The 23840-nt window shown below is 72.5% G+C and carries 22 protein-coding genes and 2 riboswitches; of the genes, 16 read left to right on the forward strand and 6 right to left on the reverse strand.

Features of this window, described 5'->3' with window-relative positions:
• The first annotated feature begins 52 nt into the window (after positions 1 to 52).
• Positions 53 to 268, forward strand: coding sequence for a hypothetical protein (locus D457_RS0100520; RefSeq protein ID WP_017578680.1), 216 nt, complete (start codon positions 53 to 55; stop codon positions 266 to 268).
• Between the two features lie 108 nt (positions 269 to 376).
• Here D457_RS0100520 and D457_RS0100525 read toward each other — a convergent pair whose 3' ends face one another.
• On the reverse strand, positions 377 to 913 hold the full coding sequence (locus tag D457_RS0100525) for a GNAT family N-acetyltransferase (RefSeq protein WP_017578681.1): 537 nt from the start codon (positions 911 to 913) through the stop codon (positions 377 to 379).
• Positions 914 to 1058: 145 nt separating this feature from the next.
• On the opposite strand from D457_RS0100525, the gene sigJ reads away from it, so the two are divergent.
• Positions 1059 to 1967 carry an RNA polymerase sigma factor SigJ gene (gene sigJ, locus D457_RS0100530; protein ID WP_039830850.1) on the forward strand — a complete coding sequence of 303 codons (909 nt, stop codon included), beginning with the start codon at positions 1059 to 1061 and terminating at the stop codon, positions 1965 to 1967.
• Positions 1968 to 2080: 113 nt separating this feature from the next.
• Here the strand turns inward: sigJ and D457_RS0100535 are convergent, their stop codons facing one another.
• Complete coding sequence (locus D457_RS0100535; protein ID WP_017578683.1) at positions 2081 to 2449, reverse strand: VOC family protein; 369 nt, start codon at positions 2447 to 2449, stop codon at positions 2081 to 2083.
• 145 nt (positions 2450 to 2594) lie between these two features.
• Between D457_RS0100535 and D457_RS0100540 the strand changes: the two genes are divergently transcribed.
• The 7 genes from D457_RS0100540 to cobM all read left to right on the forward strand — a co-directional run bounded on the left by D457_RS0100540 (position 2595) and on the right by cobM (position 11283).
• Positions 2595 to 3194, forward strand: a complete 600-nt coding sequence (locus tag D457_RS0100540; protein WP_017578684.1) for a Uma2 family endonuclease — start codon at positions 2595 to 2597, stop codon at positions 3192 to 3194.
• Positions 3195 to 3350: 156 nt separating this feature from the next.
• A complete protein-coding gene (locus tag D457_RS0100545; protein ID WP_017578685.1) occupies positions 3351 to 5237 on the forward strand; it encodes an ABC transporter ATP-binding protein in 1887 nt (628 codons plus the stop codon).
• Complete coding sequence (locus D457_RS0100550) at positions 5234 to 7036, forward strand: ATP-binding cassette domain-containing protein (RefSeq protein WP_017578686.1); 1803 nt, start codon at positions 5234 to 5236, stop codon at positions 7034 to 7036. Before D457_RS0100545 ends, D457_RS0100550 begins: the two co-directional genes overlap by 4 nt.
• 130 nt (positions 7037 to 7166) lie before the next feature.
• Positions 7167 to 7371, forward strand: a riboswitch (cobalamin riboswitch).
• Positions 7372 to 7425: 54 nt separating this feature from the next.
• Positions 7426 to 8373 carry a hypothetical protein gene (locus D457_RS31645; protein WP_017578687.1) on the forward strand — a complete coding sequence of 316 codons (948 nt, stop codon included), beginning with the start codon at positions 7426 to 7428 and terminating at the stop codon, positions 8371 to 8373.
• Entirely contained in the window at positions 8370 to 9035 is a 666-nt protein-coding gene (locus D457_RS0100565; protein WP_017578688.1) for a precorrin-8X methylmutase, read from the forward strand. The genes D457_RS31645 and D457_RS0100565 overlap by 4 nt, the downstream gene beginning before the upstream one ends.
• Positions 9032 to 10546: a precorrin-2 C(20)-methyltransferase gene (locus tag D457_RS0100570; RefSeq protein WP_017578689.1), complete on the forward strand. Its 1515-nt coding sequence runs from the start codon at positions 9032 to 9034 to the stop codon at positions 10544 to 10546. Before D457_RS0100565 ends, D457_RS0100570 begins: the two co-directional genes overlap by 4 nt.
• A complete protein-coding gene (gene cobM, locus D457_RS0100575; RefSeq protein ID WP_017578690.1) occupies positions 10531 to 11283 on the forward strand; it encodes a precorrin-4 C(11)-methyltransferase in 753 nt (250 codons plus the stop codon). Before D457_RS0100570 ends, cobM begins: the two co-directional genes overlap by 16 nt.
• A gap of 33 nt (positions 11284 to 11316) precedes the next feature.
• On the opposite strand, the gene D457_RS0100580 is transcribed toward cobM, so the two are convergent.
• Both D457_RS0100580 and cbiE read right to left on the reverse strand, forming a co-directional pair.
• Entirely contained in the window at positions 11317 to 11919 is a 603-nt protein-coding gene (locus D457_RS0100580; RefSeq protein ID WP_026116183.1) for a Uma2 family endonuclease, read from the reverse strand.
• 199 nt (positions 11920 to 12118) lie between these two features.
• Positions 12119 to 13363 carry a precorrin-6y C5,15-methyltransferase (decarboxylating) subunit CbiE gene (gene cbiE, locus D457_RS0100585; RefSeq protein WP_017578692.1) on the reverse strand — a complete coding sequence of 415 codons (1245 nt, stop codon included), beginning with the start codon at positions 13361 to 13363 and terminating at the stop codon, positions 12119 to 12121.
• Between the two features lie 90 nt (positions 13364 to 13453).
• Positions 13454 to 13535, forward strand: a riboswitch (cobalamin riboswitch).
• A 48-nt stretch (positions 13536 to 13583) separates the two neighbouring features.
• On the opposite strand from cbiE, the gene D457_RS0100590 reads away from it, so the two are divergent.
• The 7 genes from D457_RS0100590 (at position 13584) to D457_RS0100620 (ending at position 22616) form a co-directional block, all read left to right on the forward strand.
• On the forward strand, positions 13584 to 15695 hold the full coding sequence (locus tag D457_RS0100590; RefSeq protein WP_193374409.1) for a VWA domain-containing protein: 2112 nt from the start codon (positions 13584 to 13586) through the stop codon (positions 15693 to 15695).
• Positions 15695 to 16309: a cob(I)yrinic acid a,c-diamide adenosyltransferase gene (cobO, locus tag D457_RS0100595; RefSeq protein WP_017578694.1), complete on the forward strand. Its 615-nt coding sequence runs from the start codon at positions 15695 to 15697 to the stop codon at positions 16307 to 16309. Before D457_RS0100590 ends, cobO begins: the two co-directional genes overlap by 1 nt.
• A gap of 41 nt (positions 16310 to 16350) precedes the next feature.
• Complete coding sequence (locus D457_RS0100600) at positions 16351 to 18789, forward strand: cobyrinate a,c-diamide synthase (RefSeq protein WP_051072829.1); 2439 nt, start codon at positions 16351 to 16353, stop codon at positions 18787 to 18789.
• Between the two features lie 316 nt (positions 18790 to 19105).
• Complete coding sequence (locus D457_RS0100605) at positions 19106 to 19765, forward strand: DUF4352 domain-containing protein (protein WP_017578696.1); 660 nt, start codon at positions 19106 to 19108, stop codon at positions 19763 to 19765.
• 278 nt (positions 19766 to 20043) lie between these two features.
• Positions 20044 to 21183, forward strand: a complete 1140-nt coding sequence (locus D457_RS0100610) for a sensor histidine kinase (protein ID WP_017578697.1) — start codon at positions 20044 to 20046, stop codon at positions 21181 to 21183.
• The gene (locus D457_RS0100615; protein ID WP_026116184.1) at positions 21180 to 21848 is read left to right on the forward strand and encodes a response regulator; all 669 of its coding nucleotides are present in this window, start codon (positions 21180 to 21182) and stop codon (positions 21846 to 21848) included. Before D457_RS0100610 ends, D457_RS0100615 begins: the two co-directional genes overlap by 4 nt.
• A gap of 87 nt (positions 21849 to 21935) precedes the next feature.
• Positions 21936 to 22616: a DUF2306 domain-containing protein gene (locus D457_RS0100620; RefSeq protein WP_017578699.1), complete on the forward strand. Its 681-nt coding sequence runs from the start codon at positions 21936 to 21938 to the stop codon at positions 22614 to 22616.
• 89 nt (positions 22617 to 22705) lie between these two features.
• Here D457_RS0100620 and D457_RS0100625 read toward each other — a convergent pair whose 3' ends face one another.
• Positions 22706 to 23110 carry a hypothetical protein gene (locus D457_RS0100625; RefSeq protein WP_017578700.1) on the reverse strand — a complete coding sequence of 135 codons (405 nt, stop codon included), beginning with the start codon at positions 23108 to 23110 and terminating at the stop codon, positions 22706 to 22708.
• A 127-nt stretch (positions 23111 to 23237) separates the two neighbouring features.
• Positions 23238 to 23747 carry an ATP-binding protein gene (locus tag D457_RS0100630; protein ID WP_017578701.1) on the reverse strand — a complete coding sequence of 170 codons (510 nt, stop codon included), beginning with the start codon at positions 23745 to 23747 and terminating at the stop codon, positions 23238 to 23240.
• Between the last annotated feature and the right edge of the window lie 93 nt (positions 23748 to 23840).

Below are 23840 nucleotides of genomic sequence, written 5' to 3' on the forward strand. Positions count from 1 at the left end.
AACAGACCTTCCCGTAGCACTCGAACACAGCGATCCGAAAAGGAAGCACACCATGAAGCGCATCACCGCCGTCTCCGGCCTCGTCCTCGCCACCGGCCTCGCCCTGGGCGCCATGACCGGCACCGCCGCCGCGGACAACAACGCCCACATCCAGAACGTCACCGTGCCGATCTGCGCCGACGTCATCTCCTTCGCGGGCTTCAGCTCCAAGGGCTGCAACGTCACCAGCATCACCGAGACCACGGGCATCTCCATCAAGAACTGGTAGTCCACACTCCCAGAGCGCGGATGACGCGGGGCGCGGTGCCACAGCACCGCGCCCCGCTCTCCTGTGTTCCCGGGGGCGAACGCCCGGAACGGAGCCCCCGAACACGGGTCAGGTTCCGCAGACGCCCTCCGCGACGCCCTCCACCGGGTCTGTCACCAGCCGCGCGTGGGCCGCCGTGTCATAGCGCGAGGTCCCGTAACGGAGCTTGGCCCGCTCGATCCCCTCGGGCCGGAAACCCGCCCGCCGCGCGGCCACACACGACCCCGGGTTGTTGATCCGGTGCCCCGTCTCCACCCGGTACAGGTCCAACTCAGCGAAGGCGAACTCCGTGGCCAGCCGGGCCCCGGCCGAGGCCACGCCCCGGCCCTGCTCGGCGGGGTGCGTCCAGTAGGACAGCCAGCCGAAGTCGTGTCTGCGACTGGAGATCGAGACCTGGACGTGGCCCAGCGCCCGGTCCGTGCCGTCGACCACCACGAACCCGTGGACGTCCTTCTCCTTGGCCAGGATCTCCCGCCGCGCGATCCAGTCCAGCGCCTCGTTCGGTGTGTGCGGCACGTCCGACTCCTGCCAGGCCAGTTCGTCCCAGCGGAAGGCCTCCAGCAGCCGGTCGACGTCGCCCCGGTTCCACTCACGTACGCGGTACAACCACAACCCCTCTCACCGACGATCCAGATCGCGCCAACCTAGAACCGTCGCCGGGCCGAGACAAGTCCTTTCCCGCACCGCAGGCGGAAAAGGGGAGAAGCACGGACGTGTCACGGATGGACCGGTGTGGTACGTCTTCCCTGACATGACGACGACAGAGGTCTTCGAGGAGCACCGCTCCCTGCTGAACGGGGTCGCCTACCGCATCCTGGGGACGGCCGCCGACGCCGAGGACGTGGTCCAGGAGGCGTGGCTGCGCTGGGACCGGGTCGCCGGGGGCGAGGTCGACAACCCGCGCGCCTACCTGGTCACCGTGGTCTCCCGGCTGGCCATCGACCGGCTGCGCAAGGCCAGTTCCCAGCGCGAGTCCTACGTGGGCGAGTGGCTGCCCGAGCCGGTCAGCGACCTGCCCGACGGCGCCGAGCGGGCCGAGCTCGCCGATTCGGTGGAGTTCGCACTCATGGTGGTGCTGGAGACGCTCAGCCCCCTGGAGCGGGCCGTGTTCGTCCTGCACGAGGCCTTCCAGCTGCCCTACGCGCAGATCGCCCAGGTGATCGGCCGCAGTGAGGAGGCGACCCGGCAGCTGGCCCGGCGGGCCCGGGACCACGTGCGGGAGCGCCGTCCGAGGTTCGAGGCCGACCGGGCCAAACGCCGCCGGATGACCGAACGCTTCCTCCAGGCCTGCCTGGAGGGCGACCTGGACGGGCTCAAGGGGCTGCTCGCCGACGACGCCACCCTGGTCAGCGACAGCGGCGGCAGGGCGCGGTCCCCGCTGCGGGTTCTGCGCACCTCACACAAGGTGGGCCGGTTCCTGGCCTCGCTCTCCCAGGAGCGCAACATCACGAGTTTCATGGAGTCCGTGGGCCTGGAGGACGCGTCGGACCTGAACACCGAGGTCACCGAGGTGAACGGCGGTCCGGCCGCGGTGGTCTCCGCGTCAGGGACCCCGCTGATCCTGCTGGCGCTGGACGTGTTCGAGGACCGGGTCCAGCACGTGTACCTGTTGGTCAACCCGGACAAGATGTCACGTCTGCGAGTGGCCGATCCGTCCTAGGGGCATGGACATCACCGTTGTGGGCGGTGGCCTCGCCGGACTGGGCGCGGCCGCCGGATCCGGCGCACACGCCCCTGCCGCAAGCCCACGGCGCCCCGGGCGGCCGGGCCCGCTCAGCCGGGGAGGTGGCTGACCGCCTCGACGTTGTTGCCGTCGGGGTCGCGCACGAACGCCCCGTAGTAGTGCTCGTGGTACTCGGGCCAGACCTTCGGCTCGTGCAGGACCTCTGCTCCCGTGCCGACCGCCGCTCGGAAGAAGGCGTCCACCTCCGTCCGGCTCTTCGCCCCGAACGCGATGTGCGACTCCCGGGCCGGGCCCTCCGTCTCGCTGGGAGAGATCCAGAACTGGGGATGCTCGGTGCCGTAGCCGATCACCGGCCCGTACTGGAGCATGCGGCGGTGCCCCAACACGGTGAGGACGGCGTCGTAGAAGGCAGCGCTGGCTTCGTGGTCGGCGACCTGGATACCGAGGTGATCGAGCATGGCCAGAGTGTGGCACGCGCCACTGACATTCTTCGGATGGCGCATCTCCACGCGCCCGCGTGTTCGAGCCTGTGGAAACTCGTCAGTAACCCAGAGTGACTCTGAATACTGGTCTCCATGGACCCGAGGAGGCAGTATGTCTGTCATGACTACCAGGCATCCGGACGTACCCGAACGACGTCTGACCGTGGACGACCTGGAGAACACCCCGGACGACGGGCGTCGGTACGAACTGGCCGACGGGAGGCTTGACGTGTCTCCCGCCCCCAAACCACTGCACACGCGGGTGGCATACCGTCTGGGCTTTCACCTCGGTAACCACGCGTCGGATGACATGGAGATCGGTGAGGGCCCCGGTATCGTCCTCGGCGGGGATCCAGGAAAACACCGGATTCCTGACCTGGCCGTCTTCGATCAGGAGCCCCCTGAGGAGGGCTATTACACCGTCCCGCCACTCCTCGCCGTGGAGATCGTCTCCCCGGAGAGCGTGCTCCGCGACAACCACACCAAACGGTACGAATACGCCGCCTTCGGCATCCCCTCCTACTGGATCATCAACCCGCACCCCGATAAGCCGGGCATCATCGAGTTCCGTCTGGTGGACGGAGCCTACGAGGAGGTCGGGCAGACCCAGGGCGAAGAGCTCTTCGAGACCGAGCTCCCCTTCCCCGTCAGGTTCGTCCCGCACTGGCTTGTTGCCAGCGGCCCCTGGCGCACGAACCTCGGTGGGCCGGAGGCGCCGTAGCCTTCCGGTGGCCCCCGGCTCCCGCGCGGCACACGACAGCACCTGGCGAACCGCAGGCGTATTGCCCGCATCACACCCTGACGCGGGTGCGCCCCCACCCGTCCGGCCCCACCGAACCTCCCGGCGCGGGGTCCCGCGTCCGTGCTGAGGAGCCGCATGGGATTCGTCCGCAAGCGCCCCCGACCGCTCAGGGACCTGCGGGACGCGGGACCGGTACTGGTCACGGCTCTGTTCGCCGTCCGGCTGGCCGAACGACTGGTGCCGCCGCTGACCGCGCTGGCCCTGGCCGCCCTGGTCACCGAGATCTCCCCGCCCGTCTCCCCGGAGCTGTTCACCGCGGCCCTCGTGCCGATCCTCCTGCTCGCCCTGGTCCTGCTGGCCGGGCACCTGGGCGAGTCCGCGGCCGCTCCGCTGGAGTACCTGGTCAAGTCCCGGGTGGACGGCGCCCACCGTTCCCGGGTGGCCCGGATGGCCGCCTCGGCGCCCGGTATCGCCGCTCTGGAGTCCCCCGAGGCCCGAAAACTCCTGCGTGAGGTGCGCGCCGACCCCGACCACGGGGTGGAGACCACCCCGGGCGACGGTGCCGTCGCCGTGCTCAAGTGGGTGTGCGGGCTGCTGGGCGCGGTGGTGACCTGCGCGATCCTCCTCCAGTACGCCTGGTGGGCGGTTCCGCTGATCCTCATCCCGGTGATCGTGAACCGCACGGTACGGTTCCGCCAGTCCGCGACCGCCGCCGACCACTGGCGGCTCGCGATCAAGGGCGAGATGCACGCCGACGTGTGGCGGAACGCGACGGTGTCCCCGGCCGAGGGCAAGGACGTGCGGGTCTTCGGGCTCACCGACTGGATGGTCGAGCGCATGCAGGGCCACATCCGCGAGGCCAACGAACCGCTGTGGTCGCACGTGACCCGCGTCATCCGCTTTCAGTGGCTGTCCGCGGCCCTGATGGTCGCCGGACTGCTGCCGGTGTACCTGCTGGTCACGGCGGACGCGGTCGGCGGGGCGGCCACGGTGGCCGTACAGACCGCGGTGCTCGCCGCCGGGTGGTCGCTGTTCCAGTCCCTGGGCTCCGCGCTGGAGCTGCACCACATGGCGGGCGCGGCCGAGGTCGCCCGCTCCACGGACCGGCTCCGGCAGCTGCTCGCCGGACCGGAGGCGGCCGACGGAACCCGGCCGGAACACCCGGCGGCCGTCCCCGAGCGGGTTCGGGTGATCCGCTTCGAGGGGGTGCGCTTCGCCTATCCCGGCACGGAGCGGAAGGTCCTGGACGGGGTGGACCTGGAGATCCGCACCGACGAGCTGCTGGCAGTGGTCGGCCTGAACGGGGCGGGCAAGTCCACCCTGATCAAGCTGCTGAGCGGGCTGTACCGGCCCACCGGCGGCCGGATCACCGCGGACGGCGTGGACCTCGCGGAGACGGACCCCGAAGAGTGGCGGGCCCGCCTGTCGGTGATCTTCCAGGACTCCAACCGCTACGAACTCACAGCCCGGGAAAACGTCCTGCTCGGGGCGGCGGCCGGAACGGGTGGCGGCGCCGGGGCCGCTGAGGAGGCCGAACTGCGCGCCGCCGCGGTGGAGGCCGGGTTCGTGCCCGTCCTCGAACGCCTCCCCGACGGCTGGGGCACCCCGTTGGCCCGCTCCCGCACCGGCGGGGTGGACCTGTCCGGCGGCCAGTGGCAGCAGCTCATGCTCGCCCGGGCCCTGTACGCGGTCCGGCGCGGCGCGAACCTGATCGTCGCCGACGAACCCACCGCCCACCTGGACGTGCGCACCGAGTTCGAGCTGTTCGACCGGCTGGCCGAGCGGCGCCGCGACACGGGGATCGTGCTCATCTCGCACCGGCTCTCGACGGTGCGCCGGGCCGACCGGATCGTCCTGCTGGACGGCGGGCGGATCACCGAGAGCGGCACCCACGAGGAACTGATGGAACGGGGCGGGGTCTACGCGCGGATGTTCGCCGTGCAGGCTCAGCGCTTCCGGAGCGGGCCGGGCGGGCAAACGGCGGAATCAGCGGACGCAGCGGAAAGGGAGGACCGGGTATGAGGCGCTACCTTTCCCTGTGGTGGGAGGTCCTGGGGCTGTCGTGGAGGAGCACCCCGGGGTACACGGCGGGCACGCTCGGGGTGATCGCGGTGTCCGTGGTCTCGGTCGCCGCGGTCGGTCTGACCATGCGCGCCACCCTCGACGCCACCGCGCGGGGTTCGTCGGAGACCGCGCTGATCGGCGCGGCCGGCGTCGCCCTCGCCTACGCGCTCACCCTAGTCATCCAGGACCTCACCAACGACTGCGTGGGCACCGTCGCGGACCGTACCGGCAGACTCGGCCTGCACCCGCTGGTGCACCGCGACATCAACTCCGTCGAGGGCCTCGAACACCTGGAGCGGAGCGACTTCCTGGACCGGGTCAGCATCGTGCGCCGTTCCACCGGGTTGATCGCCCGCAGCGCCTGGAACGCCCTGCTGAGCCTGTCCAATCTCCTGAAACTGCTGCTCACCGTGGTGCTGCTGGGCAGTGTGCACCCGCTGCTGCTGGTGCTCATCCCGCTGGCGGCGGTACCTGTCTGGTGCAACCACCGGGGGCAGCTGTTCGTGCAGCGCGCCGAGGTGGCCGGAGCGGAGTCCTACCGGTTGCAGCAGCACCTGTTCGAGACGGTGGCCTCGGCCGAGGGCGGTAAGGAGGTCCGGGTCGCCGGAGCCGCCGACCGGCTCATCGGACTCCAGGAGCAGGCCTGGGACGAGGCGGTCCGGATCCGGTTCCGGGCCCGGGTCAGCGCCGCGCTGTGGAACGCCGCCGGGTGGGCGGTGTTCGTGGCCGCCTTCGCCGGGGCGATCGCGCTGGTCGTGTACCGGGCCGCCACCGGGGCCGGCGGCGTGGGCGACCTGGCCCTGACCGTGATGATGGCGGTCAGCCTGCGCCAGACCATGCAGAGCACCGTGGCCGCCACTGTGGAGGCGGCCGGTTCGCGCAGGGTCGTGGAACCGTACCTGTGGCTGCGCGCCTACGTGCGCGCCCAGCGTGCACGCGCCGTCACCGCCGGCCCGCCGCCCACCGCGCTGAGGCGGGGTATCTCCCTGGACCGGGTGGACTTCACCTACCCGGGGACCGACCGCAGGGCACTGGACGGGGTCACCGCGGAGCTGCCCGCGGGTGCGGTGGTCGCGGTGGTCGGCGAGTACGGCTCGGGCAAGACCACCCTGGTGAAGCTGCTGCTGTCGCTGTACGCACCGGATTCGGGGAGTATCCGGCTGGACGGCGCCGACCTGGCGGGGGTCTCGGTCAAGGCCTGGCGGGAACGGTGTTCGGCGGTGTTCCAGGACTTCGGCCGCTTCCACACGCGCTTCGGCGTGACCGTGGGGCTCGGCGACCTGTCGAGGATCGACGACACCGATGCCCTGCGCGGGGCTGTACACGCCGCCGACGCCGGGGATCTGGTCGAGCGGCTGCCCGAGGGGATGGACAGTCAGCTGGGCCGCGAACTGGGCGGCACAGACCTGTCCGAGGGGCAGTGGCAGCGGACCGCCCTGGCCCGTGGTTCGATGCGCGGCGACCCGCTGTTCTTCGTGCTGGACGAGCCGACGGCCTCGTTGGACGCGCACAGCGAAGAGGCGATCTTCCGCCGGTACATGGAACGGGCCCGGGTGTACGGGGCCAGGACCGGCGCGGTGACCGTGGTGGTCTCGCACCGTTTCTCCACGGTGGCCGGAGCCGACCTGATCCTGGTGATGGACCGGGGCCGGATCACGGAATCGGGCGGCCACCGCGAACTGCTCGCCCGGGGTGGAACCTACGCCGAGCTCTACGGCCTCCAGGCCCGCGCCTACGCGCCGGGCGCGGCCGGATAGAGCCGAACAGCTGCCGGTGGCGAAGAGGAACCTGAGGGCGCCCCACCCCTGCCCCGCGTCGGCGGAGGGGGTCCTGCTCCGGTGTGACCTCGTCGAAGTCCGGTCCGCCGAAACACTACGGGAGGGGGCGGGGTACCCTCTTCGGGCCAGTGAAACTCCACTTCGTGGGGCAGGGAACCCGGTGCGAATCCGGGACTGACGCGCAGCGGTGAGGGTGACGGGCGGGCACGTCGCGGGACTCGGTTCCCGGGACAGCCACTGGAGCGACGCTCCGGGAAGGCGCTCCGTACCGGTCGATCCCGAGTCCGAAGACCTGCTGGCGCTGGCGGTGTGAAACCGCCAGGTCACACACGGGCCCCGCGAACAAGCCCCTGACCCGAAAGACACGCATGTCCCCGACCGGTACCCCACCGCCCGTGCGCCGTTCCCGGCGCGACCGCTGCCCCGGCGCCCTGCGCCCCTGGCCCGCGGACGACGGCCTGTTGGTCCGGCTCCGGCTCGTCGGCGGCAGGGTCACTTTCCGTTCGTTGGGCGCGCTGGCCGCCGTGGCCGAGCGGTACGGCGACGGACGGATCCACGTCACCGGCCGAGCCAACCTGCAACTGCGCGCTCTGCCCGGCCGGGAGGGCGAGCTGGACGCCGAGGTGCTCCAGGCGTTGGAGGGGACCGGGTTGCTGCCCTTCCCCAGCCACGAGCTGGTGCGCAACGTGCTGGTCTCCCCAGGTACGGGTGCCGGTGTCGGCGGCCGCGCCGACCTACGACCCGTGGCGGCCGCGCTGGACACCATGCTGTGTTCCGCCCCGCACCGCGCCGACCTGCCCGGCCGCTTCCTCTTCGTACTGGACGACGGCCGGGGCGACCTCCTGGACCGCGCCTGCGACCTGGGGCTGGTCGCCCTCGACGACCGGACCGCGCAGCTGAGGATCGGGGACGCCTGGGGGCCGCTGGTACGGCTCGACGAAGCCGCCGGCGCCCTGCTGCGGTTCGCGGACGAGTTCCTGGAACGGCGCGGGCGGGGCCCGCAGGCGCCGTGGCACGTCAACGAACTCGCGGCCCCACTGACCGCGCCCGAGCAGCCCGATCCGCGGCTGCCCGAACCCGCGCCGCCCCTGCCGTACGGGCCCACCCGCGGCGGCGGACGGCACGTACCGGTCCCGGACGAGGGTCTGGACCGAGCCGCCGTGGAGGCCCTGTGCTCGGAGGCCGCTGCCGCCGGACACCAGGAACTCGTCCTCACCCCGTGGCGCGCCCTCCTCATCCCCGGAGAGAACAGCCCGGGCCCCGGCGAACACAGCCACGACCTTGGAGAACCCACCGACCCCGGGGAGACCCGATGACCGCGCTCCGCCGACCGAACCGGCGCTACGAGTACATCGACCAGGGGCCCGCGATCTACGCCGACTCCTTCGCCATCATCCGGAGCGAGGCACGGCTGGGCCACCTGCCGGCCAATGCCGAGCGGCTCGCCGTACGGATGATCCACGGCACCGGCCAGGTGGAGCTGGCCGACGACCTGCTGATCCATCCCGATCTGGTCCCGGCAGCCCGTGCCGCGCTGGAGTCGGGGGCGCCCATCCTGTGCGACGCCACCATGGTGGCCACGGGGGTGACCGCGAACCGCCTCCCCCACGACAACGACGTGCTCTGCTTCCTCAAGGACCCGAGGGTCCCCGACCTGGCACGCGCGTGGGGCACCACCCGCACGGCGGCCGCGGTCTCGCTCTGGGAGCCGCTGCTGGAGGGTTCCGTGGTCGCCGTCGGCAACGCGCCCACCGCGCTCTTTCACCTGCTGGAGATGCTGGCCGACGGAGCCCCGCGCCCGGCCGCGATCATTGGCTGCCCGGTCGGTTTCGTCGGTGCCGCCGAGTCCAAGGAGGCCCTCGCGGAGTTTGCCCGGCAGCACGGCGCCGACATCCCGTACGTGACGGTCCGCGGGCGCCGCGGCGGGTCGGCGATGACCTCGTCGGCGCTGAACGCCCTCGCGAAGGAGGAGGAATGAGCGGAAGCTTCCACGGGGTCGGGGTGGGCCCCGGCGACCCCGAGCTGATCACCCTCAAGGCGGCCCGTCTGATCGCCGACGCCGACGTCGTGGCCTACCACGCGGGTGTGGGCAAGCGGTCCAACGCCCGCCGTATCGCCGATTCCCTGATCCCGGACTCAGCGGTGGAGGAACAGCTCACCTACCCGGTCACCACCGGCGTGACCGACCACCCGGGCGGGTACGCGGGAGCGCTGGCCGACTTCTACGAGGACTCCGCGGCGCGGCTGGCCGCACACCTGGACGCCGGACGCGACGTTGTCCTGCTCTCCGAGGGCGACCCGCTGTTCTACGGCTCGTACATGTACATGCACGACCGGCTCTCCGAACGGTACGAGACCGAGATCGTGCCTGGGGTCCCGGCGTTCGGCGCGGCGGCGGCAGCGGCAGCGGCTCCGCTGGTCCGGCAGACCGACGTGCTCACGGTGTTGCCCGGCACCCTGCCCGAGCCGGAGCTGGCCCGCCGTCTGGCGGACACCGACGCGGCGGTGATCATAAAGCTGGGCCGGACCTTCCCCGCGGTGCGCCGCGCGCTGGAGTCGGCCGGGCGGCTGGAGCACGCCGTGTACGTGGAGCGCGCCTCCATGGAGGGTGAGCGCAGGCTCCCCGTCGCCGAGGTCGACCCCGCCACGGTGCCCTACTTCTCGCTGATCCTGGTCACCGGGGACAGCCGCAACGGCAGGAGGTCCCGCGAACAGGCGGTACCGGAGCCGCAGGCCACCGAGCCCGCCGCCGTGGCCGCCGAACTCCTGGTCGTCGGGCTGGGTCCCGGCCCCGACCACTGGCTCACTCCCGAGGCCTCCGCCGCGCTGGCCGAGGTCGACCACGTGGTGGGTTACGGCCCCTACGTCAACCGTGTCCCGCAGCGCCCCGGCCTGACCCGGCACGCCTCCGGCAACACCGTCGAACTCGATCGCGCCCGGCTCGCCCTCGACCTGGCCCGCCAAGGGGAGCGGGTGGCGGTGGTCTCCGGCGGGGACGCCGGGGTGTTCGGCATGGCCACCGCCGTTTTCGAGGCCGCCGAGGACCCCGAGTACGCGGCGGTGCCCGTCCGGGTGCTGCCCGGGGTCAGCGCCGTCCAGGCGGTCGCGGCCAGGGCGGGCGCCCCCGTGGGCGGGGACTTCGCGGTGATGAGCCTGTCGGACCGGCTCAAGCCCTGGGAGGTGGTCGAACGCCGGCTGCGCGCCGTCGCCGAGGCCGACATGGCGCTCGCGGTCTACAACCCGGCCTCGCGTTCACGCACCGAACAGATCGCCACGGCGGTCAGGGTCCTGCTGGAACACCGCAAACCCGAAACGGTCGTCGTGGTCGGGCGCGGCATCGGTCGCGAGGGTGAGTCCCTGACGGTGACCACCCTGGGCGAACTCGACCCGGCCGGCATCGACATGCGCTGCCTGCTCATCGTCGGCGCCTCAGGTACACGGGTCTCGCCCTCGGGGAGAGTCTGGACGCCGAGGTGGGTGAAGCCGTGACCGTGCACTTCGTGGGGGCCGGTCCGGGCGCCGCCGACCTGCTCACCGTCCGGGCCACCCGGATGCTCGCCGGGGCGGACGTAGTCCTGTACCCGGGGACCTACCTGGACCCGGAGGTACTGAACCACTGCGCGCCCGGCGCCGAGCTCGTGGACACCCAGGGCCTGGACCTGGACCGCATCACCGAACGGCTCGTCGCCGCGCACGGCGACGGCCTCGACGTGGTCCGGCTGACCTCGGGCGACCCCTCGCTGTACTCGGCGCTGGCCGAGCAGACCCGCCGCCTCGACGACCGCGGCGTCCCGTGGGACGTCACCCCGGGGGTTCCCGCCTACGCCGCGGCGGCGGCGCTGGCGGGACGTGAGCTGACGGTGCCACTGGTGGCCCAGTCGGTGGTGCTGACCAGGACCCAGGCCCGCTCGACCGTCATGCCGGAGTCGGAGTCCCTGGCCGCGTTCGCCGCGACCCGGGCCACACTGGTGCTGCACCTGGCGATCCGCCGGGTGCGGGAGCTGATGGGGCAGATCGAGCCCGAGTACGGCGCGGACTGCCCGGTCGTGGTGGTGTACCGGGCCAGCCAGCCGGACGAGGCGGTGCTGCGCGGCACGGTCGCCACCATCGCCGACGCGGTCGAGGAGGCGGGCCTGCGCCAGGCGGCGGTGATCCTGGTGGGGCGGGCGCTCGATCCCCGGTCGGGGGGAGAGTCGTACCTGTACGACCCGGCGCGGCCCCGTTGACCACGCCCCTGTGCCTGGCCCCGGTCAGCCGCGTCAGCGGGTGAAGCGCTTGAGCCCGGTGGTGTCCAGGGTGACGCCGATACCGGGGATGGGAACGGCCTCACCGTAGGGATGGGTGCTTCGGTCCAGGTACTGGCCTTGAACGGGTCGGCTGTGCACCACCACGGTGTTGGCGTCCCGGTCCACCAGAAGGTAGACGCCGATTCCGGTGGCCGCGTAGGCGGCGGGCTTCTCGACACGATCACGGGCATGGGTGTCGGCGTCCCAGGAGGTGACCTCGACCACGGCCAGGACTCCGTCCGGGTCAGCCCATTCCCCCGCCTGGTCGAAGTGACCGATCGGTGAGAGGACACCGTCGGGACGGGCGCGCCCGTTGCGATAGGTGTCGACCTTGATTCCCAGTCCGCTGGTGAGGAGGTCCAGATCGGGGCGATGGGCCATGAACTCACGCATCAGCCAGGTGAGGATCCCCGCGTGGGCTCCGTCGGTCACCTTGTGGACCCAGACCTTCCCGTTGAACATCTCCATACGAACGCGGTCGGCCTCGAATGCCTGTTCCGCGAGGTGCTCGAACAACTCGGGGCTCATCGGGAGCGTCGGCGTTTCGGGCTGCGGGTAGTGCTCTGCGACGGTCATGTGTCCCCCTGAGTGATTCAGCGACGGGTGGCGATGACGCGGACACGGCCTCAGGCCCGGGTGTTCGGCGGCTTGTCGGGGAAGCAACCGAGTGTGGTGGTTCATGCCCCGCACATGGCCAGGGTAACGCCGAGGAGGAGCTGAGGGCGGAAGACAGTGGAATCCGGAGGGGGCCGAGGCATCCCCGGTACCGCCCGAGTCACTCCAAGTCGTGTCGGACCGGTACGAACAGGGCCCACTGGGTGACGGTGCGCGCGGGGGCCCAGCCGGTGAAGGTTCCGATGGGCGCCGCCGACTCCACCGCGAGGCGGGTCAGTTCTCCGCCGTGGGTCCGGTAGGCGTGGGCCAGCAACTGCTCGGTCTCCAGGGTCACCCCGTGCACCACCAGACGGCCCCCGGGGCGCAGCGCGCTCAGACAGGCGTCGAGCACGCCGGGCCGGGTGGCGCCGCCGCCGACGAACACCGCGTCGGGCGCGACCAGTCCGGCCAGGGCGTCCGGGGCCCGCCCGGTGACCACGTCCAGGCCGGGAACCCCGAGCCGTCCCGCGTTGCGCCCGATCCGCTCGGCCCGCCCGCTGTCGGCCTCCACGGCCGTGGCCCTGCAGGCGGGGTGGGCGCGCATCCACTCGATCCCGACCGATCCGGCGCCCGCCCCCACGTCCCACAGGTGTTCGCCGGGAGAGGGCGCTAGCCGGGCCAGGGCCGAGGCCCGCAGGTCCCGCTTGGTGAGCTGTCCGTCGTGCTCGAAGGCGTCGTCCGGCAGCCCGGCGAGCACCCCAAGCCCGGGGCCCCCGGCCAGTTCCAGGGCCAGCACGTGCAGCGCTGGGACCTGTTCGGGCGGGGCAGCCAGCCATGCGTCCGAGGTGGTGGAGATCCGGGACTCCGTGGACGCACCCAGGTCGCCGAGTACGGTCATGCGGCTGTCCCCGTAGCCCGCTCCTGCCAACAGGGCAGCGACCGTCGCCGGAGTGGCGGCGCCGGAGGACAGCACCAGAACGCGGCGTCCCGGTGCGAGCCGCCGCAGGACCACGCGCGGGTCCCGGCCGACCAGGCTCACCACCGCGCACCCTTCGGCTGACCAGCCCATCCGTGCCCGGGCCAGGGACACAGAGGAGACGGCGGGCTCCACCCGAACCGCGTCCGCGCCCAGCAGGCCGATGAGCGTGGTCCCGATCCCCGACACCATCGGGTCACCCGAGGCCAGGGCCACGACCTCACGGCCCGCCAAGGATTCCAGCAGCGGCACCAGCCCTTCGCTCAGGGGCGAGGGCCACACCTGCCGGTGCTGTCCGGGCCCGGGCGGCAGCATCTCCAAATGCCTGCGGCCGCCCAGCACGACCTGGGACGCCAGGACCAGCTCGCGCAGCCTCTCGGGCATGCCTGGCCAGCCGTCGGCGCCGATACCGACGATGGTGATTCGGGGAGGGGACGCCTGAAGCCGCATGCACAGGACGCTATCGTGGCGGCCGAAGGCGCGAGGTGCCCCGACCGCCCCACCATCGGAAACGGTGGGGAAGGCGACAGGGGAGAATCTGGGAAGCCCGGTGAGATTCCGGCACAGGCCCGCTGCGGTGAACCGAGCCTCCGACCAGGAGGACCCGGCAAGTCCGAAGACCGGCCCCGCGCCCGCCCATGACCTGTGGCGAAACGAGCGGGAGCCTCACATGCCATTGCGCGAGTCGCACTATCCCTTCTCAGCGATCGTCGGCTGCGACACCGAGCCACTCGACGACCTCGGTCTATCCCTCGTCCTGGCCAGTATCTCCCCCGAGATCGGCGGCGTACTGGTCCGCGGCCAGAAGGGCACGGCCAAGTCCACAGCGGTACGGGCCCTGGCGTCCCTGCTCCCGCACGTGGAGGTCCACCGGGGCGACCGCTTCTCCGTCGACCCGGCCGACCCGCTCCAACCCTCTCCGGACGGTCCCTTCCCGCCCGGCACGGCCGTGGAGAGCCGTGCCGTGCGCCTGGTCGAGTTGCCTGTGGGCGCCACCGAGGACCGCGTTCTCGGCTCCCTGCACCTGGAGCAGGCGCTCGCGCACGGCCAGGTCTCCTACGAGCCCGGTCTGCTGGCCCGCGCCCACCGGGGGCTGCTCTACGTCGACGAGGTCAACCTGCTCCACGACCACCTGGTCGATCTGCTCCTGGACGCCGCGGCCACCGGCCGGGTGACGGTGGAGCGCGACGGGTTCTCCGTGGAGCACGCCGCCCGCTTCCTCCTCATCGGCACGATGAACCCCGAGGAGGGCGAGCTGCGCCCGCAGCTCCTGGACCGATTCGGGCTGACCGTGGAGGTCAGTGCGCCGACCGACCCGCACGCCCGGGTCGAGGTGGTGCGCCGCCGGATGTCCTACGACTCCGACCCCGCGGCCTTCGCCGAGCGCTACGAGAAGGCTGAGCGGGCGCTGTCGGAGCGCATCGCGGCCGCCCGCGGAGCACTGCGCCGAGTCGAGCTGTCCCAGGCGGCGCTGTTGAAGATCGCGGAAGTCTGCGCGGCCTTCGAGGTGGACGGACTGCGTGCCGACATCGTCACCGCGCGCACCGCCGTGGCCCACGCCGTCTGGCAGGGACGGACACTGGTCACCCTGGCCGACATCCGGCGGGCGGCGCTGCTGGCCCTGCCGCACCGGCGCCGCCGGAACCCGTTCGACGCGCCGGGGCTAGACGAGGAGCTCCTGGACCGGATCCTCGGGGACGAGGAGCCCCCTCCGGACCCGACCCCGCCGGAGGGTGGCCCGAAGCCGCCGGAGGGGTCCGACGCCCCCGACACCCCCGACGACCCCGCTGACGGTTCCGAGCCGCCGGAGGGCCCCGAGAGCGGACCCGACGCCCGGGGCCCCGAGGACGGCCTGCCCGAGTCCGCGGAGGCCGACCACCCAGAGTCCGATGCCGCCGAGCCGGAACAGCCCGCCGAGCCGCCGCGCGCCCCGGAGGGGGCCGACGAGGACCGGCCGGAGACGGCAGCGGGCACCGCAGTCAAGGCGAGCGCCCCCTACCGCCCCAGGACGTTCACCGTGCGGGGCACCGGGGTCGGCGCCGACGGACGCCGCAGCCGGGCCGTCGGCACCCGGGGACGCAGGATCGGCGCCGCCCGGCCCGGTGAGGCGGCCGGCACCTCGCTGCACCTGGTGGAGACCGTCAAGGCGGCGGCGTCCTCCTGCCCGCCCGGCGGCGGCCGGGTCCGCCTGCGCCCCCGCGACCTGAGGGTGGCGGTCCGGGAGGGCCAGGAGAGCAACCTCGTACTGTTCTGCGTCGACGCCTCCGGGTCCATGGCGGCGCGCAAGCGCATGAAGGAGGTCAAGACGGCGGTGCTGTCCCTGCTCCTGGACGCCTACCGACGCCGCGACAAGGTGGGCCTGGTCACCTTCCGCGGCGCCGGAGCCGAGCTCACCCTGCCGCCGACCCGTTCGGTCGACGTCGCCGCCACCCGCCTGGACGAGATGCCCGCCGGAGGCCGCACCCCCCTGGCCGAGGGCCTGCTGGAGGCCGCCCGGGTGCTGCGGCGCGAACACCTGCGGGACCCCAGGCAGCGCCCCCTCCTGGTCCTGGTCACCGACGGCCGCGCCACCGGCGGCCGGGGCGCGGTGGGCCGCTCATTGGAGGCGGCCGACCACGTCGCCTCCCTGGGGGTGGCCGCCGTCGTCGTGGACGGTGAGTCCGGCCCGATGCGCCTGGGTCTGGCGGCCGACCTGGCCGCCCGTCTGGGCGCTGACCACCTCCCCGTCGGCGAGGTCAACGCCGACGCTCTGAGCACCGCCGTTCGAGAAAGGGCCGCCTGATGCCGCAGGGCAAGCCGTCCGTCGTCCCCGACGACGGACTCACCACACGCCAGCGCCGCAACCAGCCGGTGCTCGCCGTCCACACCGGTGACGGCAAGGGCAAGTCGACCGCCGCGTTCGGCCTCGCTCTGCGCGGCTGGAACCAGGGGTGGCGGATCGGGGTGTTCCAGTTCGTCAAGTCGGCGAAGTGGCGCATCGGCGAGCAGACCGTGCTCGAACGCCTGGGAAAGCTGCACGAGGAGACCGGTGAGGGCGGCCCCGTGGAGTGGCACAAGATGGGCTCGGGCTGGTCGTGGAGCCGCCGCAAGGGCAACGAGGAGGACCACGAGGCGGACGCCGCCGAGGGCTGGGAGGAGATCAAGCGCCGTCTCTCCGACGAACGCCACGACCTGCTCATCCTCGACGAGTTCACCTACCCGATCAACTGGGGCTGGGTCGACGTCGACGACGTCGTGGCCGCGCTGCGGGACCGGCCGGGCCGCCAGCACGTGATCGTCACGGGCCGCCGCGCCGATCCCAGGCTCGTCGAGGCCGCCGATCTGGTCACCGAGATGACCAAGGTCAAGCACCCGATGGATGCCGGCCGCAAGGGCCAGCGGGGTATCGAGTGGTGACCACCCCGGTGGCCCTGCCCCGGCTGCTGGTCGCCGCGCCGATGACCGGTCAGGGCAAGACCACGGTCGCGACCGGGCTGATGGCCGCGCTCGGCAGCGCCGGGCACCGGGTGAGCGGCCACAAGGTCGGCCCCGACTACATCGACCCCGGCTACCACGCCCTGGCCACAGGCCGCCCCGGCCGCAACCTGGACCCCCACCTGGTCGGTGAGGACCGGGTGGCGCCGCTGCTCCTGCACGGGGCCCGCGGCGCCGACGTCGCCGTCGTCGAGGGGGTCATGGGCCTGCACGACGGGCGGCTGGGCACCGGCGGCTTCGCCTCCACCGCGCACGTGGCCGCCCTGACGCGTACCCCGGTGGTGCTGGTCGTGGACGTGTCCCGGATGTCGCGGTCGGTGGGCGCGCTCGTCAAGGGCATGGCGGACTTCGACCCGGCTGTCGACGTCGTCGGGGTGATCCTCAACAAGGCCGGTTCGCCGCGCAACGTCGCCGAGATCACCCGCTCGGTGGGGCTGCCCGTGCTCGGCGTGGTCTCCCGAGACGAGCGAATCTCCCGACCCTCCCGCCACCTGGGGCTGGTCCCGGCCTCCGAACGTGAGGAGTCGGCGCGGGTGGTGGAACGGCTCGGCGAGCGGATCGCGGACCAGGTGGACCTGGACGCCCTGCTGGAGGTGGCCCGCTCCGCTCCCGACCTGGACGCCGGGCCCTGGGACCCGGACCGGGAGGTGAGCGCACCCACCGCGGGAAAGCGGCCGGTGGTCGCGGTCGCCGGGGGGCGGGCCTTCACCTTCCGCTACGCCGAGACCGAGGAGCTACTCACCGCCGCCGGATGCGACGTCGTCGCGTTCGACCCGCTCACGGACACGTCCCTGCCCGCCGGAACCCGTGGCCTGTACCTGGGCGGCGGGTTCCCCGAGGTGTACGCGGGTGAGCTCGCGGCCAACCGGAGCCTGCTCGCCGACCTGCGCGAAGCCGTCCGGGGCGGGGTGCCGACCGTCGCCGAGTGCGCGGGCCTGCTCTACCTCGCCGAGTCGCTGGACGGCGCCCCCATGGCCGGGGTGGTGCCCGCCGTGGCGCGGATGACCGAGCGGCTGACCCTGCGCTACCCCGAGGCGGTCTCTCCCGGGGACACGCTGCTGACCCGGGCCGGTGAGAGGGTCACCGGCCACGAGTTCCACCGCACGGCGCTGACCCCCGGCCTGGGTGAGAACCCGGCGTGGGAGGTGGAGGGCTCACCGGAGGGGTTCGCCTCCCCCACCCTGCACGCCTCTTATCTGCACGTGCACTGGGCCGGGCACCCGAGGCTGGCCAGCAGGTTCGCCGAGGCCGTGCACGACGCTCCGGCACCTGCACCGGCGGTGCCGGTCAGGCCCTCCCCCACCGCCCGGACAGCCGCCCCCGGTACCGAACCGGTGGCCGATCCGCTCCGCCACCACGGAGACGTGGAGGCGCGCGAGGGCCTGCTGGACTTCGCCGTCAACGTCTACCCGGGGGACCGGCCCGACTGGCTCGACCGGGCCCTGCGCGCGAGTCTGGACGAGGTCGGCGTCTACCCCGACCCCGAACCCGCCTGCGAGGCCGTCGCGCTCCGGCACGGCCGTGCGCGCGGCGAGGTGCTGGCGACGGCAGGAGCGGCCGAGGCGTTCACACTCCTGGCCCGGCTGCGGCCGTGGAAGCGCCCGGTGGTCGTGCACCCCCAGTTCACCGAACCGCACGCCGCTCTCGAACAGGCCGGACACACCGTCACCGCCGTGCTCTGCGCTGAGAGCGACGGCTTCGCCCTCGACCCCGCCGCCGTCCCCGAGGACGCGGACCTGGTGATGGTCGGCAACCCCACCAACCCCACCGGGGTCCTGCACTCAGCGGAGTCGCTGCGCGGGCTGTGCCGCCCCGGTCGGCTGGTCGTGGTCGACGAGGCCTTCATGGACGCCCTGCCGGGGGAGCCGGAGTCCCTGGCCGGTGAGCGGATCGCGGGCCTGGTGGTGCTGCGCAGCCTCACCAAGCACTGGTCGGTCCCCGGCATCCGGGCCGGATACGCGGTCGGCGACGAGACCGCGGTGCGCGGGCTGGCCCGGGTCCAGACGCCCTGGTCGGTGTCGGCTCCCGCGATCGCCGCCACCGTCGCCTGCGTGAGCGACGAGGCGGGCACGGAGGCGGAACGCCGCGCGAAGGAGTTCGACGGCTGGCGCGCGGACCTCGAAGCCGGGCTGCGGGAGGCCGGGATCGGGTTCGTGCCCTCCCGCGCCCCCTTCGTACTGGCCCGCGTCGGCGAGGGGGTCCACGCCCGGCTGCGCGAGCAGGGCGTCGCCGTGCGCAGGGCCGACACCTTCCCGGGACTGGACGCCTCCTGGGTGCGCGTGGCCGTGCGGCCGCCCGAGACCACACGGAAGCTGTTCGACGCTCTGGCCGCGGATCGGAGTGTGCTGAGCCCTGACGACGACCCGAGCGCACGTTCGCCCCGAACCGCACCGGGGCCCTGACGCCCTCGGGCGCCGGGGTGCGGGCGCGCGGGGGCGGGTGCGAGTTGGCCGGGGGAGGTTGCCTGTTCGTCCCCGCGGGCGAACCGATCCACTGATCCGAGGCATCTGAATAGTTGCACTCACCCCAAGTCATCAACTTTTGCAAGGAAAAGCTCGCTCATTCGGGTTCTGGGTTCATGGCCTCCGTTGTCGATATCCTTGGACAGCGCTCACCCGGAGGGATGGCGAGCGGCACCCTGCCCTGCGATTCTGAAACGGAGCGGAGCGCCAGGTGAGTGCTCCGCCCGCCCCACCCCTCCCTCAAGGAGTCCACACGATGCACCCCCGCCCCCAGCCCGCTCCCCCAGGGCTCTCCACAGGGCGCAAGATCTTCCTCGGTGTCGGCGGAACCACCATCGTCGTGCTCCTGGGAGCCATCGCGATGGTGATCGCCTCCCCCTCGGCAGACGGTCCCGGCTCCGATACCGAGCAGACGGCTTCCCCTACCGTTCAGGAGCAGTCCACTTCGCAGTCCTCCCCGACCCAGGAGCCCCAGTACCAGCCGGCCGAGGACGAAGAGGAGCCGGAGGACAGCCTCGGGATCGGTGATTCCTTCGAGGTCGGCGGATTCTCGGTGACCGTGGACGAGGTGAGGGTGTCCACAGACCCCATCCAGGACAACCTCTTCAATCAGAGCCACTCCGCCGAGGGGAAGTGGGTGATCGTGAAATACACCGTCACCAACACCAGTGACGACCCGGCGGGCTGGTACCAACCGGTCCGGGTCCGCACCGACGAGGGGCGTTCCTATTCCGAGGACCATAACGCCGGAACCACTTTGGCCTACGAGGAAAACGGCGACATCGTTCTGGATATCAACCCCGATGACTCGGCTGTTAAATACACTGTGGTCGATATTCCCGAAGGCACCGATCCTGCCCAGGCAGAGTTCCTCGACCTCATGGGAAATTCCACTGTGGTCAGCCTGGCTGATTAAGCATTTCGTCTGCTGATTACAGCCTCGCGTGGTGTCATGGCGTCGCAGCGGCATCCGAGGTCAGCCGGGAGACCTCCGTTCGGCCGCGGACCAGGAGGTGCTGGGCAACGGCCGCCGCGCCGCCACGCACTGGCGCCGCGCGGTCCGGCCCGGCCAGGGCAGACGAATCACTGGCCCCGCTGCTGGACTGGGCTGCGGCCCGGAGGCGGGGCAGGGCGGGGCGAGGCTACGACTTTCGGCCGATCCGGCGGGCAGGCGCTTGCGGCTAGCCTGTTGCCGTGCACGGCTTCCTCCGTTCCCTGTGGAACGAACCCCGCCCGCCCGGCGCCCGGGGGCCCTCGCGGTGGGACGGGGTCCTGGTCGCGGTGTGCGCTCTGGCGGCACTCGCCGAGGGCGCCCTGCGGCCGGACCTGCCCTGGGCTCTGCTGACCGTGGCGGCGGTCACCGGGCTGTCCCCCGCCCTGCTGTGGCGGCGCGCCCGCCCGTTGGCGGCAGTCGCGGTGGTCTTCGGCGGCGCCGCGCTGCTCACCCTGGTGACCGGCGGAGGGGCCGGGCAGATGTACACGACGGTGTACTTCCTGGCCATGCCGTACGCACTGGTGCGCTGGGGGTCCGGACGGGAGATCGCGGCGGGGTCCGTGATCGTGCTGCTGTCGGCCTTTGTCGGCCCCGTTCTCACCTCACCCGACACGGCGGACCTGGTCGGCGGCTCCGCCGTGCTGTTCGCCACCGGCGCCCTCGGCGCCGCGCTGCGCTACCGGAGCCGGGCCAGGGCACGCGAGATCGACCGCGCCAGGCTGCTCGAACGCGAACACATCGCCCGGGAACTGCACGACACCGTCGCCCACCACGTCTCGGCGATGGCGATCCGGGCCCAGGCCGGGCAGGAGGTCGCGCGAACCCGGCCGGAGGCCGCCGTCGAGGCGCTCAGGGTCATCGAGACCGAAGCCTCGCGCGCTCTGGGCGAGATGCGCACCATGGTGCGCGCCCTGCGCCGGGACGGGCCCGCCGAGCGGGCGCCCAGCCCCGGAATCGGTGAACTGGAGGAGCTCGCCTGCCGGTCCGGGCCGGGGCCGCAGGTGCGGGTGGAGCTCGTCGGCGACTTCACGGACCTGCCGCCGTCGGTCACGGCCGCGCTCCACCGGACGGCCCGGGAGTCGGTCGCCAACGCCCGCCGCCACGCACGCGACGCCACCCTCGTCACCGTTCGCGTGGACGCGGACGACACCTCGGTGCGCCTGAGCGTGCGCGACGATGGTGACACCGGCCGCCTGCGGCCGATCGCTCCGCCGGGGTACGGGATCATCGGCATGGCGGAGCGCGCCGAACTGCTCGGGGGCAGCTGCGAGGCCGCCCCGGACCCCGACGGAGGTTGGACCGTGACCGCTGTGCTGCCCCGTTCGGGGGCGCCCGCGTGAGTATCCGGGTGGTCGTGGCCGACGACCAGGAGATCGTGCGCACCGGCCTGTCCATGATCCTGGACGCCCAACCCGGCATCGAGGTGGTCGGCCGGGCCGCCGACGGGCGCGAGGCAGTGGAACTGGGGCGGCGGCTGCGCCCGGACGTGTGCCTGTTCGACATCCGGATGCCCGTCCTCGACGGGGTGGAGGCGACCCGCGCTCTGGCCGGGCCCGGGGTCGAGGACCCCCTGGCCGTGGTCGTCATCACCGTCTTCGACCTCGACGAGTACGTCTACGCCGCGCTGCGGGCGGGTGCCCGGGGATTCCTGCTCAAGGACGCGGGCACCGACCTGCTCACCCGGGCCGTGCGCGCCGCCGCGGAGGGCGAGGCGCTCATCGCCCCGAGCGTGACCGCCCGGCTGCTCGACGCCTTCGCCGGTTCCGGGTCGGCCAACCCCCCGGCCCAGCCCCTGCAACCGCTGACCGACCGGGAGGAGCAGGTCCTCGCCGCCGTGGCCCGCGGTCGGACCAACACCGAGATCGGCGAGGAGTGCCACATCGCCCTGAGCACCGTAAAGACCCACATCACGAGCCTGATGGCCAAGCTCGGGGTCCGCAACCGGGTCGAGATCGCCATGTGGGCCTACGAGACCGGTCGCGTCCGGGGGCGCCGGGACCGCTAGTACGGCGCGGTACCCGTACTTTCGGCCGAGCGGGTTCGGGCCCATCTTCCGATGTCCGGTGCCCCTCCCAGCGGCCACCATCGGGGCATGACCACCACCGTGAAACCCCCGGCCCGAACCGAGTGGACTGTGATCGCCCTCCTGATCGTGCTGAGCGTGGTGCCCCTCGTAGCCGGGGCCTTCCGCATCGGCGATCTGGCCACCGGCGCGCCGGTCACCGCCGACAACGCCCGCTTCGCCGCCTCACCCCTGCCCGTGGTGCTGCACGTCCTCGCCGCGGCCCCCTACTGCCTGTTGGGGGCCTTCCAGTTCTCCCCGACCCTGCGCCGCCGCCGTCCCCGCTGGCACAGGACCTCCGGTCGGCTGCTCGTGCCCCTGGGTCTGGTCGCCGCGCTGTCGGGGCTGTGGATGACGCTGTTCTACGCGATCCCGGCGATCGATACGGGCTTCCTGACCGCGCAGCGACTGGTGTTCGGGACTGCCATGGCCCTCGCGCTGGTACTGGGTTTCGTGGCGGCGCGGCGCCGGGAGTTCGCACAGCACGGCGCCTGGATGATCCGTGCCTACGCGATCGGGATGGGAGCCGGGACGCAGGTGCTGACCCACCTGCCCTGGACACTCCTGGTCGGTGAGTACGACGAGCTCAGCCGGGCCATGCTGATGGGGGCCGGATGGGTGGTCAACATCGTGGTGGCCGAGTGGGTCATCCACAGGACTCTGCGCCGTCCCCGCGCCGCCCGGCGCGTGCCGGAGCGCACGCCGGGGTGAAGGCGGGGGCCGGGTCGTCGGCGGTGCGGCACTCCCATCGGCCCCGACGGAGGCCGGGGGTACCGCACCGCGACGCTGTCCGGACGCGGTCAGGCCGCCGCGAGGACCCGACCCGTATTCCGGACCCGGGGCCGGGGCCGTGTGACGGGCAGGGCTGGCGGGGCGGTGTACGTCCACACCTCCAGGAGGAGCGTGTCGATGTCGGGGGCCTCGATCATGCCGGTGGGGGTGGCGGCCCAGAACGACTGGGTGGCCTCGCCGTAATAGACGATCAGGTGGCGGTAGTGGGCTTGGAGCTGCGCGGCCTGGAGGTGTTCGCGGGCGTACTCGGAGCGGTGTCCGCCCAGGCGGGGCAGGTTCTGGGCACGGCGCTGTCGGCAGGAGGGGTGCTCACAGACCCGGCACGCGGGGCCCTCCAGCGGGTAGCGGCGCGGGAGGGACGGGAGAGGGCGGAAGTCGTCGGAGCGTCGGGGCCTCGGGATAGGGTTCTGCATCAGATCCTCTTTCTTACCTATGTCTGGGTTGGTTTCGGGGGTTCAGGGCCCAGGGCAAGCGTTGGCGCGCTTTCCTGGGCCCGTCTCATGCGCGGGGCATGTGTGGCGGCTGGTGAGCGCCGGTGGTTCAGAGCCCGGCAGTGGTGTTCCAGCGGCTACGGTCCAGGTCGTGGGCCAGGTAGAGCCAGACGCTGCGGTACTCGGCGTTGCCGTTGTCGCCCCAGTCGGTGGCCAGGGCGTCGATCATGGCCAGGCCCCGGCCCGATTCGGCGTCGGGGTCCAGGCCCCGGGGGTGGGGTACCAGGCGGGCGTTGCGGGTGCGCAGTCCGCCCCGGTCGCGGCAGGTCAGGTGCAGGCCCTCCTTGTGGCGGTGGACGCGCAGGGTGTAGCTGCCGCCCGGGTGTCCGGAGAGGCTGTGGCGGATGGCGTTGTTCGCGAGCTCGCTGCCGAGCAGGGTGAAGAGGTAGCGGTAGTCGCCGGACTCGGTGGCGGCGCAGGTGTCCAGGAAGGCGCGGACCAGCGGCATCACGGCGGGGGTTCCGGCGAAGTCGTAGCTGCGCGCCCGGTAGTTGGGGCGTTCGGGCGTCCCGGAGAAGTAGTGCCGCTGGAAGGGCCGGATGAAGCTGGCCAGCGGCACCGTGGCCTCCCCCTGGACGGGCACGGGCACCGGCGCGGGTGCGGGTGCGGGTGCGGGTGCGGGTGCGGGTGCGGGTGCGGGTGCGGGTGCGGG

The sequence above is a fragment of the Nocardiopsis valliformis DSM 45023 genome (assembly GCF_000340985.1).
Classification (GTDB): Bacteria; Actinomycetota; Actinomycetes; order Streptosporangiales; family Streptosporangiaceae; genus Nocardiopsis; species Nocardiopsis exhalans.